This window comes from Loktanella fryxellensis, assembly GCF_900110065.1.
Taxonomy (GTDB): domain Bacteria; phylum Pseudomonadota; class Alphaproteobacteria; order Rhodobacterales; family Rhodobacteraceae; genus Loktanella; species Loktanella fryxellensis.
Window position 1 is genome coordinate 43,426 of record NZ_FOCI01000002.1, and the last position, 14,132, is coordinate 57,557.

The 14,132-nt window shown below is 65.1% G+C and carries 11 protein-coding genes; 8 read left to right on the forward strand and 3 right to left on the reverse strand.

Features of this window, described 5'->3' with window-relative positions; genetic code table 11:
- Positions 1–77: 77 nt before the first annotated feature.
- From hydA to BMX16_RS02625, 7 genes are all read left to right on the forward strand, one after another.
- Complete coding sequence (gene hydA, locus BMX16_RS02595; protein WP_089898423.1) at positions 78–1,529, forward strand: dihydropyrimidinase; 1,452 nt, start codon at positions 78–80, stop codon at positions 1,527–1,529.
- A gap of 29 nt (positions 1,530–1,558) precedes the next feature.
- A complete protein-coding gene (locus BMX16_RS02600) occupies positions 1,559–2,257 on the forward strand; it encodes a hypothetical protein (protein WP_089898425.1) in 699 nt (232 codons plus the stop codon).
- Entirely contained in the window at positions 2,250–3,029 is a 780-nt protein-coding gene (locus BMX16_RS02605) for an ABC transporter ATP-binding protein (protein ID WP_089898428.1), read from the forward strand. Before BMX16_RS02600 ends, BMX16_RS02605 begins: the two co-directional genes overlap by 8 nt.
- A 56-nt stretch (positions 3,030–3,085) precedes the next feature.
- Complete coding sequence (locus BMX16_RS02610; protein WP_089898697.1) at positions 3,086–4,003, forward strand: ABC transporter permease; 918 nt, start codon at positions 3,086–3,088, stop codon at positions 4,001–4,003.
- Positions 4,003–4,839: an ABC transporter permease gene (locus BMX16_RS02615; protein WP_425433996.1), complete on the forward strand. Its 837-nt coding sequence runs from the start codon at positions 4,003–4,005 to the stop codon at positions 4,837–4,839. The genes BMX16_RS02610 and BMX16_RS02615 overlap by 1 nt, the downstream gene beginning before the upstream one ends.
- Positions 4,840–4,866: 27 nt before the next feature.
- Positions 4,867–5,850 carry an ABC transporter substrate-binding protein gene (locus BMX16_RS02620; RefSeq protein WP_089898433.1) on the forward strand — a complete coding sequence of 328 codons (984 nt, stop codon included), beginning with the start codon at positions 4,867–4,869 and terminating at the stop codon, positions 5,848–5,850.
- 184 nt (positions 5,851–6,034) lie between these two features.
- Entirely contained in the window at positions 6,035–7,258 is a 1,224-nt protein-coding gene (locus tag BMX16_RS02625; RefSeq protein WP_089898435.1) for a sensor histidine kinase, read from the forward strand.
- A gap of 59 nt (positions 7,259–7,317) precedes the next feature.
- On the opposite strand, the gene BMX16_RS02630 is transcribed toward BMX16_RS02625, so the two are convergent.
- The gene (locus BMX16_RS02630) at positions 7,318–8,340 is read right to left on the reverse strand and encodes a CNNM domain-containing protein (protein WP_089898437.1); all 1,023 of its coding nucleotides are present in this window, start codon (positions 8,338–8,340) and stop codon (positions 7,318–7,320) included.
- Positions 8,337–9,725: a hemolysin family protein gene (locus tag BMX16_RS02635; RefSeq protein WP_089898438.1), complete on the reverse strand. Its 1,389-nt coding sequence runs from the start codon at positions 9,723–9,725 to the stop codon at positions 8,337–8,339. The genes BMX16_RS02630 and BMX16_RS02635 overlap by 4 nt, the downstream gene beginning before the upstream one ends.
- Positions 9,726–10,045: 320 nt before the next feature.
- Between BMX16_RS02635 and BMX16_RS02640 the strand changes: the two genes are divergently transcribed.
- Positions 10,046–11,224, forward strand: coding sequence for an acyltransferase family protein (locus tag BMX16_RS02640; RefSeq protein ID WP_177174549.1), 1,179 nt, complete (start codon positions 10,046–10,048; stop codon positions 11,222–11,224).
- On the opposite strand, the gene BMX16_RS02645 is transcribed toward BMX16_RS02640, so the two are convergent.
- The gene (locus BMX16_RS02645; protein ID WP_089898442.1) at positions 11,202–13,733 is read right to left on the reverse strand and encodes a cation:proton antiporter; all 2,532 of its coding nucleotides are present in this window, start codon (positions 13,731–13,733) and stop codon (positions 11,202–11,204) included. The two genes, BMX16_RS02640 and BMX16_RS02645, sit on opposite strands and share 23 nt — an antisense overlap.
- Between the last annotated feature and the right edge of the window lie 399 nt (positions 13,734–14,132).

Consider the following 14,132-nt stretch of genomic DNA (forward strand, 5'->3'; position numbering starts at 1 on the left):
GGGGGCGCTGCCCCCGGCCCAAGTGGGCCTCCCCCGGGATATTTCCGACCAGAAGAATGCGGACGAGGAGAGAGACGATGAGCACGGTGATCAAGGGCGGCACGGTCGTCACGGCGGACCTGACCTATGTGGCGGATGTGCTGGTCGACGGCGGACGGATCGCCGCGATCGGCCCCGACCTGACCGGCGACACGGTGCTGGACGCGGCGGGTTGCTATGTCATGCCGGGCGGGATCGATCCGCATACGCACCTCGAGATGCCGTTCATGGGCACCTATTCGGCAGACGACTTCGAGAGCGGCACACGCGCCGCGCTGGCGGGCGGGACCACGATGGTGGTGGACTTTGCCCTGCCGAGCCCGGGTCAGGGGCTGCTCGACGCGCTGAAGATGTGGGATAACAAGGCGACCCGCGCGCAGTGCGACTATTCCTTTCACATGGCAGTGACATGGTGGGGCGAGCAGGTCTTTGACGAGATGGAGGAGGTGACGCGGCGCGGGATCAACACCTTCAAGCACTTCATGGCTTACAAAGGCGCGTTGATGGTGAACGACGACGAGTTGTTCGCGTCGTTTTCCCGCGTCGGCGATCTGGGTGGGATCGCCATGGTGCATGCCGAGAACGGCGACGTGGTGGCGGAGTTGTCGGCGCGTCTGCTGGCCGCCGGCAACACCGGGCCAGAGGCGCATGCCTATTCCCGGCCCACGCAGGTCGAGGGCGAGGCCACGAACCGCGCGATCATGATCGCCGACATGGCGGGCGTGCCGCTTTATGTCGTGCACACGTCCTGCGAAGAGAGCCACGAGGCGATCCGGCGCGCCCGGATGCAAGGCAAGCGCGTCTGGGGCGAGCCGCTGATCCAGCACCTGACGCTGGACGAGTCCGAGTATTTCAACACAGATTGGGACCACGCCGCACGGCGGGTCATGTCGCCGCCGTTCCGGGGCAAGCAGCATCAGGACAGCCTGTGGGCGGGCCTGCAAAGCGGCAGCCTGTCGGTGGTGGCGACGGACCACTGCGCCTTCACCACCGATCAAAAGCGGACGGGTATGGGTGATTTCACCAAGATCCCGAACGGGACGGGGGGCTTGCAGGACCGGATGCCGATGCTGTGGACGCATGGGGTGGGGACCGGGCGGCTGACGCCGAACGAATTCGTCGCCGTGACATCGACCAACATCGCCAAGATATTGAACTGCTATCCCCGCAAGGGCGCCGTGCTGGTCGGATCGGATGCGGATCTGGTGGTGTGGGATCCTGCGGCCACCAAGACGATCAGCGCCGCGACGCAGGAATCGGCCATCGATTACAACGTGTTCGAGGGGCAGGAGGTGACGGGCCTGCCGCGCTATACGCTGACGCGGGGGCGCGTGGCCTTTGCGGATGGTGCGATCAACCCCGACCCCGGCCACGGGCAGTTCGTCGCGCGCGCGCCGAAAGGCGCTGTCAACCGGGCGCTGAGCACGTGGAAGGAGCTGACGGCGCCGCGACCAGTGGAGCGGTCGGGCATTCCCGCGACGGGGGTGTGAGGGTGGGTCTGCCACAAGAACAGCGGGCGATGGCGGGGGATGTCGATCTGCCGCTGTTCCAAAAGAAGCGACATGGCCTTGGAAGCAGGATCGACGAGGTTCTCGTCGGCGACTTTGTGATGGATCGCCGGACGAAGCGGTATGTTTCCCTGATATGCTTGCTGATCGCTTGTGCCTGTGGGGCTGCTACCTATACGCAGCCCTCATGGCTGCCGTGGGGTGATACCACAGTCGTCATACGCCCTGATTTGTTTTCCATGCTCATCGCCGTTGCGATGATCGGAGCGCTCTATGTGCGTCGTATAGCGCCGGCGCCCCGGACCGTGTTTGCAATCGTGGCGATGATCCTGAATGCGACCGTGACAGCCATGTTGGTGGAGGCGCTGTTGGGCGCGGGGTCGTGGTCAATTTTCAGTATCACCATGCCCGTTTTCATTGGGGCGGCCATTGCCTTGACGTGGCTTGGCATGCGTCCGCTCGCGCCCGTGGCGTGGGGGCTGGTTCTGCTGGTTGGGGTCATCAACTTGACGACCGTCAGCGATGCGATGGGGGTCTGGGGTTACCTATTTGTCGTATCGACATTCGTCGGTGTCCTGCTGCAATTCGACTACGACCTGCCGGGTGTTCTGAGCGAAGTAAAACTAGACTTCGTGGGGCCACCAGAAGGAGGCGCAATCGGCCAAACTCATTCGCACCTTATCTCTGGTCAGGACGTGAACCGTGGTTGACCCTGTCATCTCTGCCACCGCCGTCGATCTGACGTTTCGCACCAATGATGGTCCGGTCCATGCGTTGAAGGACGTGAACCTGAACATCGCCAAGGGCGATTTCGTCAGCTTCATCGGGCCGTCGGGGTGTGGCAAGACGACGTTCTTGCGCTGCATCGCCGGGCTTGAGACGCCAACGGGGGGCACCTTGACTGTCAACGACATGTCACCGGAGGAGGCGCGTCGTGCGCGGGCTTACGGGTATGTCTTTCAGGCGGCGGGGCTGTATCCGTGGCGGACGATCGGCGGCAACGTGAAGCTGCCGTTGGAGATCATGGGGTTTTCCAAGGCGGACCAAGCCGAACGGGTCAAGCGTGTGCTCGATCTGGTCGATCTGGCGGGGTTCGAGAACAAGTTTCCCTGGCAGCTCTCCGGCGGGATGCAGCAGCGGGCCAGTATCGCGCGGGCGCTGGCGTTCGATGCGGATATCCTGCTGATGGACGAACCCTTTGGTGCGCTGGACGAGATCGTGCGCGACCATCTGAACGAGCAGTTGCTGGCGCTGTGGGCGCGGACGGGCAAGACCATCGGTTTCGTCACGCATTCCATCCCCGAGGCGGTGTATCTGTCGACGCGGATCGTGGTGATGAGCCCACGACCGGGGCGGATCACCGACGTGATCGAAAGCACCCTGCCACGCGAACGTCCATTGGAGATCCGGGACAGCCCGGAGTTCATCGCCATCGCGCACCGGGTGCGCGAAGGGCTGCGGGCGGGGCATGGCGATGAGTGACAGCGGCACGACGGGCGTGCGTCGGACGCTGTGCAGGGCGTGTGTGGGGCAAGATGATGCGTAATGTCCTGCCCATTCTGACCGTCGTCGCCGTGCTGCTGGGGGTCTGGCTGCTGGCGGTCGTGCCGATGAACATCCACCTTGCCGCCGATCAGGCGCAGCGGGACGGCGTGGCGGTGGTGCCTGACACGCCAGCAGCCCGGCAGGAGGTCGGGGCGGTGGCCCTCGCTGTGCGCAATCCGGACGTGATGGCGTCCACCTATACGCTCGAACGGCCGGCGTTGCCGGGACCGCAACAGGTGGTGGGCGAATTGTGGCGGACCACGGTGGCGGTCCGGCCGAGTTCCAAGCAGAGCCTGATCTATCACGGGTGGGTCACGCTGTCGGCGACGCTGCTGGGGTTTGCCATCGGCACCACGCTCGGCATCGTGCTGGCGGTGGGCATCGTGTTTTCGCGCACGATGGACCTGAGCGTGATGCCGTGGGCCATCGCCAGTCAGACGATCCCGATTCTGGCGCTTGCGCCGATGATCATCGTCATCATGGGGTCGCTGGGCATTCAGGGGTTGCTGCCCAAGGCGATCATCAGCGCCTATCTGTCGTTCTTTCCCGTGGTCGTCGGCATGGTGAAGGGGCTGCGCAGCCCGGATGCGATGCAACTCGACCTGCTGCGGACCTATCACGCGAGCCCGCTGCAGGGGCTTTGGAAGCTGCGGTTTCCGGCCTCATTGCCCTATCTGTTCGCGTCGCTGAAGATCGGCATTTCCGCAGCGCTCGTCGGGGCCATCGTGGGCGAACTGCCGACCGGCGCACGGGCCGGGTTCGGGGCGCGGATGCTGGTGGGCGACCAGTATGGTCAGCCACTGGTGACGTGGGCCGCGCTGTTCGCGGCGGCGATCACGGCGGCGGTGCTGGTGGGCATCTTTGCCATGCTGGAGCGCTGGTCCGCGCGGCGCATGGGGGCCGCGGCATGATGGCGGCCATCGCGGCGGTGATGCTGGTGTGGGGTGTCGGCTGGGCCATGAACATTGGACTGGCGCGCGGCGGGCATCCGTCGGCGGGGTGGGCCGCACCACTGGTGTTTGGTCTGACCCTGCTGGTCATGTGGGAGGTGGGCGTGCGGCTGGGCGACGTCAGCCCGATCATCCTGCCCGCACCGTCGGCCATCGCGGCACGGTTCGCGGGCAGCCTGCCCATCCTGTGGGCCGATTTTCAGCAGACCATCCTGAAGGGGGCGCTGACCGGCTATGTCATCGGGGCGGTCGCGGCCTTCGCCGTGGCGATCCTCGTGGACCGGTCGGCGTTCCTGACGCGCGGCGTGCTGCCGGTGGGGGCCTTCATGGCGGCGTTGCCGATCGTGGGCACCGCGCCGATCTTTGTCAAATGGCTGGGGTCGGACTGGCCGTCGAAGGCGGCGGTGGTCGCGGTCATGGTGTTCTTTCCGATCCTCGTGAACACCGTGGCGGGCCTGCGCGATACCACGGCCATGCAGCGCGACCTGATGCGGACCTATGGCGCGGGCTATTGGCCCGGCCTGCTGAAACTGCGGCTGCCCGCGGCGCTGCCGTTCATGTTCAACGGGCTCAAGATCGCGACGACGCTTGCGCTGATCGGGGCCATCGTTGCCGAATTCTTCGGCTCTCCGACCGTGGGTATGGGATTTCGCATCTCGACCAGCGTGGGCCAGCTTGCGCTGGATCTGGTCTGGGCCGAGATTGTCGTCGCGGCCCTCGCGGGCAGCGGATTCTACGGCCTCGTTGCGCTGATCGAGCGCAGGCTGACGTTCTGGCATCCTTCCATCCGGCAATAAGAAACCAACCAACAAGGAGAGAGTGACATGAGACTGACCATGATGACCGCCGGTCTGGCGCTGGCTGCGACCGGTGCGCTGGCGCAGGACAACGACGTGACGCTGCAGCTGCAGTGGGTCACGCAGGCCCAGTTTGCGGGCTACTACGTGGCGCAGGACAAGGGGTATTACGAGGAAGAAGGTCTGAACGTCACGATCCTGCCGGGTGGGCCTGACATCGCGCCGCCGCAGGTGCTGGCCGGTGGCGGGGCCGACGTGATGCTGAACTGGATGCCGTCCGCCCTGTCGGCGCGAGAGAAAGGCCTGCCGGTCGTCAACATCGCGCAGCCGTTCAAATCGTCCGGCCTGATGCTGACCTGCTGGAAGGACACCGGCATCACCGGTGTCGAGGATTTCCGTGGCAAGACCATCGGCGTCTGGTTCTTCGGCAACGAATACCCGTTCCTGTCGTGGATGAGCCAGGCCGGCATTCCCACTGAGGGCGGCGAGGATGGCGTCACGGTGCTCAAGCAGGGGTTCAACGTCGATCCGCTGCTGCAGCGGCAGGCGGACTGCATTTCCACCATGACCTACAATGAATACGGTCAGGTGCTGGATGCGGGCGTGAACCCGGATGAACTCGTGACCTTCAAGTACGAGGATCAGGGCGTCGCCACGCTGGAAGACGGCATGTGGGTGCTGGAAGAGAACCTCGAAGATCCCGCCTTTGTGGACAAGATGGTGCGCTTCGTCCGCGCCTCCATGAAGGGCTGGAAGGATGCCGAGGCGAACCCTGCAGAGGCCGCGCAGATCGTGCTCGACAACGACGAGACGGGTGCGCAGTCGCTGGAGGCGCAGGAGCGCATGATGACCGAGGTCGCGCTGCTGACCGCCGGGTCGAACGGTGCGCTGGACGAGGCGGACTATCAGCGCACGGTCGAAACGCTGCTGGCCGGCGGGTCGGACCCGGTGATCGCGGCGGCACCCGAAGGCGCGTGGACATCCGCCATCACGGACCAGGCACTGAACTGACGCAGTGAACGAGGCGTGCCACTCCCCTTGTGGCACGCCTTCCACCGGCGGACGTTGACCCAACGTCAGCCATGATCGCCATAATTCAGTCGCATTTGAGGCACAGGTTCATTCAGCTTCTGGTTGCTATCGTTTTGTTCAAGAGTCGTGTCGGCGCATCAACGTAGCACATCGGATTAGCATCGTGCCTAAATCCTACACGTTCGAGGCGCTTGGGTTGTTGCATGGCACGCCCGACACCGCCCTCGCAAATATCGCCACGCTGGCCGCACTGATCTTCGGTGTGCCGTTGTCGTGCGTCACCGTCGTGGACAGGCCCCAGGGTCGGCAGCATATCGCTGCGGGCATCGGTCCTTTGGCAGATCTGTTGGATCCGGCCGGGCTCCCGCTGGAGCATTCGGTCTGCCGCTTCGTGCAGGACGCGGGCAGCACGGTCGCTATTTCGGACCTGCAATCGGACCCGCGTACGGCGGACAACCCGGTGCTGCTGGCGGCGGGGCTGCGGTCCTACATCGGCAGTCCGATCCATGCGCTGACCGGGAAGGCCGTCGGGACCATTTGCTGCATGTCGCAGTCGCCACGCAATTGGACGCCGCGTGACATTGCCATGCTGGAACATCTGGCTGCCAATGTGGACGCAGTCGTCCGGTTGCGCGCGTTGGAACGTCAAACCAGCACCACCGACGCCCGGATGCAGGATGACCGGGTTCGCCGCGCCGGATATGCAGCGCATCTGGGGCACGAGATCCGCACGCCCTTGACGGGAATCGTGGCAGCGACGCGTCTGCTGGGTCAGGCGTCTGATCCGGCGCAGACGACGCGTCTGGTCGGCCTTCTTGACCGGTCTGCCAGCAAGCTGCTGCATTTCGTATCTGACGTCATGGATCTGGCCGAGGTCGACGGGGCCGACGCGGTGGTAGAAGAGGTGCCGCTGTCGCTACGCGACCTGATGGCCGATCTGTTGTCGGGCATGCGGCCCGCTGCCGATGCCAAGGGCATTGCGCTGCATCTGGATGACCGTCTCGGTGCGGTGCGGCATCGTGGCGATGCGGCGACGCTTTCGACCGTGATGCGCAAGGTTTTGGGCAATGCGATCCGTTTTACCGACGAAGGCTCCGTCACGCTGCGCCTGCAGGAGGATGCCTATGGTCAGGTCCTGATCGACGTGATCGACACCGGCTGCGGCGTCGCACCTGCGTTCCACGACGCACTGTTCGAGGAATTCGAGGCGGCGGAGCCGAATGCCGCGCGGGCGCATGGTGGCACGGGGCTTGGACTGGCCATCGTCAGGCGCATGATCGAAGGGATGGACGGCTCCATCACCCTGCGCAGCACGCCCGGCCACGGCGCGACGGTCGCCATCGCCCTGCCGTTGCAGCCTGTGGTTGAACTCGCCGTCGCGATCTGACGACCATCATTCTATGCAGGGCGGACGTGGCGGCTGATCGCCGCCACGTCCGCAGGTCGTCAGGCCAATGGCTGCTTTTGCGCCGCGAGGCCTGCGGGCAGCACCCGTTTCAGGATGTCCGCCAGCGTGATGATGCCGCAAACGACGTCCTTCTGCATCACGATGGCGATCTGCACGCTGGCACCGCGCATCCGCGACAGCGCCTCGTAGACCGGCGTCTGGGCGTCCAGAACGAAGGCAGGGCGCGCGATGCCGATGACCGGGTCGTGGTCGGGCAGCAGCAGCGTATCGCGCACGTGGATGACCGACGGGCGTCCGCCGCCGGGCGCGGCCATCAGGATCCGCAGATGACCCGAAGACGACGCCGCGGTCCGCACGTCTGCGACGGTCGCATCCGACGTCACCTGCGTCGGGAACACGTCGGTCGATACGATCGCCAGCACCGGCATGGTGCCGAGGTCGATCACGCCCGACAACTGGCGCTGCATCTCAGGCTCCAGCGTGCCGACACTTGCGGAATGTTCCACCAGTTGCCGGATCGTCGCGATGTCCTGTCCACCGACGGCGGCGCTTTCCACCGGCTCGACACCGGACGCACGGACGAGGCGGTTCGCCAGACCGTTCACCCAGTTCAAGAGGAACCGCAACGGCGCGACATAGGCCTGACCGACGACGCCGATGGCGAGGGCCGATTTTTCGGGGTTGGCGATGGCCCATGATTTCGGCGCCATTTCACCCACCACCAGATGCAGGAACGTCACGACGAACAGCGACAGGGCAAAAGCCGCGCCGCCAGCCGCGATGGCCGGCATGCCGAGATCCAGCAGCACCGGCCCAAGCCAGGCATCCACCGCAGGCTTCGTCACGGCACCAAGGGCAAAGGTGCAGACCGTGATCCCCAACTGCGCGCCCGCCAGCATGACGGTCAGGTCGTTCATACCGCGCAGGGCCGCCCGGGCGGACCGGCTGGTCGGTGCAAGCTCTTCCAGCCGGTGACGACGCGCGCCCAGAAGCGCGAACTCGATGATGACGAAAACGGCACTGGCTGCGATCAATGCAACGGTCACGAGGGCAACGATCATTGGTCTACGCTTTCCAGGTCTTCGGTCAGTGGGATTTCGACGAGACGGACACGGACCTGCGTCGGCACGTGGCGTTCGACCTTCAGTATATCGACCTCCAGCCTGCGGCGCAGCGGCGTTTCCGATACCAGATCGGCCGGGTCGATCGGCAGATCGACCGTGACCACATCGCCTTCGTCGGGCAATGCACCCATTTCGCCGATCAGCAGACCGGCGATGGTTTCCATGTCGCCGCGGGGCAGATCGTGGCCGATCGCACGCTCGACCTCGTCCAGGTGCACGTCGCCGTCCATGAGCCAGATGTCATCGCCATCGGCCAGCACCGCATCACCGGTCTCGGTGTCGTGTTCGTCTGTGATCTCGCCCACGATCTCCATCGCCAGATCCTCGATGGTCAGGACACCGGCAAAGCCGCCGTATTCGTCGATGACGCAGGCCAGCTGGTTGTGGGTCCCGATCAGCATGTCCAGCGCGTCCGGCAGGTTCATCAGGGTCGGAATGACGGGTGCGGGGCGCATCACGTCGGTCACGGGCTGATCGGCCTGACCGGACACGATCCGCTCGAGCACATCGGCAAGATGCACCACGCCGACGGGCGCATCGTCGTCGTCGACGACGGGATAGCGGGTGTGGGCGTTGGCCATCAGTTCGCGCAATTCGGTCAGCGTCGTGTCGGGACTGACCCAGTCCACCTGCGACCGGGGCACCATCGCGTGTTCGACATCGCGGTGCGGAAAGTCGAGGATACGGTCCATCATCAGCGACAGCTCGACGGGCAGGTCGCCGCTTTCACGCGAGTCCGCGATGATCCGCGGCAGATCTTCGGCGGATGCACTCACGTCCAGGTCGTGCACCGGTTCGATCCGCAGCATCCGCAGAAAGACGTTCGCGGACTTGTCGAACAGGGCGATCAGCCACCCGAACACGGTCAGATAGATCAGTGTCGACTGGGCCAGGCCACGGGCGAGTGGTTCGGGGTTCGCGATGGCGAGGTTCTTGGGATAGAGTTCGCCGAAGATCATCTGCACGATCGTCGCAAAGACGAGCGCGCTGACCGTGCCGATGGCGATGCCCGCCTCTGTCGGAATGCCGACGTCACCCAACAGGACGCCGATCGCCTGACCGACCATGGGTTCGGCGACGAAGCCAACCATCAGGCCCGTCACGGTGATGCCCAGTTGGGCCCCCGACAACATGAAACTTGTGCGTTTTGTTACCTTGAGCGCGCGAACGGCTGATAGATCGCCTTCGGCGGCGCGGGCGGCCAATCGCGTGCGATCGACCGACATGTATGCGAATTCCTGAGCAACGAAGTAACCGTTGGCAGCAATGATCGCAAGAATGATGATTATTCCCAGAAGTAGAAAAAGAATCGCCTCAATCATCGGAGTGCAGCCTCGGAATGCGGAGCCATACTCGCGAAACGTCTAGATCGGTGTTCCACAGGGGAATTGAGCCTCGTGCTGTTAATATAGCGGCTGAAATGTGGTTTGGGTGGCCGTCTGTCAAGTCGCCAGCCTCAGATCATGGCTTTGGTTGCATCATTTCTGCATGCCGCACACTGGTCGTCGCAGCGCGGCCCGTCCGGGTCGGTCCAAGTCATGCGCCGGATCGGGCGTGGGTTAGCGTCGATCCTGCACTGGCATCCCGCGCGTCGCGGCATAGGTCACGCACGACGGCGCTTGCAATGATGGATGACCAGCCCTTGACCGACACACTGCAGACCGACCGGCTTGGGCAGACCGATGGCATCGCCACTGCGCCGCGTCACATCGACAGCCTGACGGCAAGTCGCGGCATCGCGGCCCTGCTGGTTCTGGCCTTTCACTACTCCGGCGGTTTTCTGCCCAGCCTGCGGCCCTACGAATACACGGCCTTTCTGTCGAACGGGTATCTATGGGTGGATTTCTTCTTTCTGCTTAGCGGCTTCGTGCTCGCTTACGTCCATGCCGACAAGTTCCGCGATGGTTTGCAGGGTCAGCGGGTCAGGGCGTTCGTCTTCGGCCGCTTCAGCCGGATCTATCCCCTGCACCTGACGATCCTGATCGGCTACGTGATCCTCGAGCTGGTGCGTTGGGCGCTGACCGTGCAGCAGGTCGGCCATGCGGATTTCCGCACCTTTGTCGGCAGCCACAGCATCCCGGCGCTGATGTCGAACCTGCTGCTGTTGCAGACGACCGGGCTGCACGACGGCCAGACCTGGAACGGTCCGGCATGGTCGATCGGGGCAGAGTGGTTTTCGTATCTCGCATTTCCGGTGCTGGTGGTGTCGCTGATGCAGCGTTGTGCAGTGGTGGCCGCAGCGGTCATCGCGGTCGCACTCGCAGGGCTTGCGGTCATTTCCGATGCGGGGCGCAATCTGGACGTCACCTATGACTTCGGGCTGTGGCGCTGCCTGTGCGGCTTTGTCATCGGCATGATGCTGCACCAGTTGATGGGGCCAGCCCGCCGGGTGCACCTTGGCCACGATGCCGTGTGCGCGGCCTTGATCGTCGTGCTGTGCGTAGGGCTTCACTATGGCGTGCGCGACATCCTGATCCCGCCACTGATGGCGCTCCTCGTGCTGTCGCTCGCATTGAACGACGGTCGCGTCGGGCAGATGGTGTCGCATCCGGCGCTGGTTTGGCTGGGGACCGTGTCCTATTCGATCTACATGGTGCACATGCTGTTGCTGGCCGCCGTGAATACCACGTCCGTGACCGTGCTCGGTCAACCGATCGGACGGTTCCTCGGGGTTGGTGCGTCGCTCGCCCTTCTTGCCGCGATGACGGTCGTCGTCCTCGCGTTGGCGCAGGTGCTGCACCGTCAGGCAGAAGTCCGGATGCCCGCCGCGATGAAGCGCAGCAGGGTTGCCGCACGTTTCATCGCGGGCCGGTCGCGGTGACTGGCGACACCTGTGCCGGGATCAGGTCCGTGGGATCCACGCCACGTTTCTCGGCGCTGGCGCGGACCGCATTCTGCAGTGCGGTGCTGGCAGCCAGCAGCTTGTGAAAGCGGGCCTCGTCCAGCACCAGCAACGTCGACGGCGCGATGGCGCGGACTTGCGCGCGGCGCGGCCTGCGCGTCAGCACGGCCAACTGACCGAACATCTCGCCACGGCCCAGACGCAAGGGCGCATTCGCCGCCTCGATCTCGACCGCGCCGGAGGCGATGAAATACACGCTGCCGGCAGGGCTGCCGTGGGGCACCACGATGTCGCCCGCATTCACGTAGGCGGTCTGCAGCGCCTGCCCCAGACGCGTCAGCGCCGCGTCGTCGAGATCCTTGAACAGCGGAAACTGACGAACCAGATCGGACCGTTGCAGGTCGATGTCCAGCCTCGGGCGATCTTCGGCCCGACTACGCCGTGCGGCCACGTCGTTCTGCAGGGCCGCATAGACTTCGGCCCCGATCAGGCCATCCTCGCGCATGGCGATGTATTCCCGTTCCTCCAGCCGCAGCGCTGTCCGCCGGATGAAGCGGCGCTCCAGCTCTTCGGCATAGCCGGGATACTGAAGGCGCAAACCGTCAAGGGCGGCATCCGCCGCCTCGATCCGGCGCGACAGCAGTTCGTGCAGCAGATCCGCCACGCGGCGACCGTGGATGCGGCGGATGCGCCCTTCTATGAACGCGCCAAGGTCGCGCAGGATCAGACGCTGCGACAGCAACAGTTCGAACCGGTCGGCGGTCACGCGGGCCAAGGGGCCCGTGATCCCCAGCCGACGCTGCAGTGCGACCCGAAGCTGGAACCCGCGACTATAGGCCAGCGTCCGCCGGGCGGCCCGCTGGTATCCGCTGCGCCCGCCGGCGCGTGCGCCTTCGATCAGCTGGTCCGCGTCCAGCAACACCCGGTCAGCCATCCGGACCGAGATCGTGCGTTCGCGGACCCGGTTGAGGATGGTGTCCCGTTCGTGCCCTGCCAGCGCGATCAGCCCCAGCGTGATGCGGTCGCGGTCGAGGATGTTCACGCTCGCCTCCGCCTCGTCCACGGCGGTGTCCAGCCGCTCGCCGAACCGCTTGGCCTCCGACCGGACGATGTCGCGGGACAGGTCGTAATTCTCGGTTGTGCGGGCCACGTCCTCCCTCACGGTCTGAAGCGCAACGGCGACGACCTGCCGCGACAGGGCGTCGTCCAGCGGCGACAGCCGGTCGAGCCCCAGCCACCCGATCACATGGCGCAAGGTCGATCCCTGCACGATCAGGGTAAAGACGGTAAAGCCGGTGGCCAGGATGCCGACCACGCGCTTGACCTCGACAGGGACGCGGATGCTTTCGGTCACGGCCAGTGCAAGGGCCAGTGTCACCGCGCCGCGCAGGCCGCCCCACAGGATGGCGGCGCGGTAGGGGCGTTCCACGACCGGCGACAGCCGCAACCGCGTCAGCAGCGGCAACAGCCCGAACAGGACCACGGCACGCGCTGCGACGGCCGCGACGATCACCACGCCAATCAGGGCGAAATCGCCGATCCGGACCTCCTCCAGCAGGCGGGGGATCAGCAGGGCTGCCAGGATAAAGATCAGCGCGCCGGCCCAGTGCGACAGCAGGTTCCACACCTCCATCATGCTGGTCCAGGTCTGCGGCCGCAGCCGACCCGGTCCGGTCAGGTTCATCGTCAGTCCGGCCGTCACCACGGCGATCACGCCGGAGGCCTGCAGACCCTGTTCCGCGACGACATAGGCCAGATACGGCACGGCGATCGACATGGTGATCTGAGCCCGTTCGTGATTGCCGAACAGCGACATGCCCCAGACCGCCGCGCGGGCCACCGCGTAGCCTGCCGCCACGCCCCCCGCGATTAGGACGGGAAACCGCCCCAAGGCTTCTGCCAGGGTCGGTTCCGGCACGCCCAGCATGACGAAGCTCATGAAGACGCCGAACAGCGCGATGGCGGCGGCGTCGTTCAGCAGGCTCTCGCCTTCGATGATGCGGGCCAAGCGTTGCGGCGCACTGATCGACCGAAAGATCGACACGACGGCGGACGGATCGGTCGTGGACACGATGGCGCCGACCAGCAGACAGGCCGCAAGCGGCAGTGCGCTGGTCAACGACAGGGCGTAGCCCACGGTCACGGTCGCCACGATGACGGCCACGACGGCCAGCACGAGGATCGGCATCCAATCGTCCAGCATCCGCCGCAGGTTCATCTCCAGCGTCGCCTGGAACAGCAGGGTCGGCAACAGGACATACAGGAACACGTTGGAACGGATCGGCAGGCCGAGAATTGCCATGGCAACCGGGTTCAGGGCATCCGTCAGCGAGGTCCGCAGGAAAAAGGTCGCACCTGCGGCGATCAGCACGCCGAGGATCGCGAGGATTACGGAATAGGGCAGACGCAAACGTGTCGCCAACGGCTCTGCCACGCCGATGACAAGAAACAGGGACGCGATGACGGTGGTTATCAGAATGATGTCCATGCGTTCGCATACTCCAGTTGCTGACCGTGCGGAACCTGCCAACCGCCGACCCCCGCGTATGTGAATCCGGACGCAGGGTTGCAGGTGGCGCACAGGCCTGCGACCGCCTGACGGCAGGCCGCTGGACCAGGCACAAGGGGCGTGGCGGTGACCCGCGCCGGTGTGGCACGGTCGACCTGCAAGGGGACGGAATGTGGCGCCCGGCGCCCGGTGCGTCCGATGCCGTGGCGGATACACGTCCGCATTACGGCGACCGTCGATCATACGGCCGGGGCGACGGGACATGCGGTCGTGCAAGCATATCGACGATCGGACCGGATGATTATGAATGCGTCAGACGGGTCTGACCAGTTGAGGCCGGTTGGATCGGCCCGGTGTGATCGCCCGTCGTGTGCGCAT

What these genes read in the sequence shown, in the direction of transcription:
- BMX16_RS02600 (WP_089898425.1), top strand. Translation starts at nt 1,559, where the DNA reads ATGGCGGGGGATGTCGATCTGCCGCTGTTCCAAAAGAAGCGACATGGC.
- BMX16_RS02615 (WP_425433996.1), top strand. Translation starts at nt 4,003, where the DNA reads ATGGCGGCCATCGCGGCGGTGATGCTGGTGTGGGGTGTCGGCTGGGCC.
- BMX16_RS02645 (WP_089898442.1), bottom strand. Translation starts at nt 13,733, where the DNA reads ATGGACATCATTCTGATAACCACCGTCATCGCGTCCCTGTTTCTTGTC.
- BMX16_RS02610 (WP_089898697.1), top strand. Translation starts at nt 3,086, where the DNA reads ATGCGTAATGTCCTGCCCATTCTGACCGTCGTCGCCGTGCTGCTGGGG.
- BMX16_RS02635 (WP_089898438.1), bottom strand. Translation starts at nt 9,725, where the DNA reads ATGATTGAGGCGATTCTTTTTCTACTTCTGGGAATAATCATCATTCTT.
- BMX16_RS02620 (WP_089898433.1), top strand. Translation starts at nt 4,867, where the DNA reads ATGAGACTGACCATGATGACCGCCGGTCTGGCGCTGGCTGCGACCGGT.
- hydA (WP_089898423.1), top strand. Translation starts at nt 78, where the DNA reads ATGAGCACGGTGATCAAGGGCGGCACGGTCGTCACGGCGGACCTGACC.
- BMX16_RS02630 (WP_089898437.1), bottom strand. Translation starts at nt 8,340, where the DNA reads ATGATCGTTGCCCTCGTGACCGTTGCATTGATCGCAGCCAGTGCCGTT.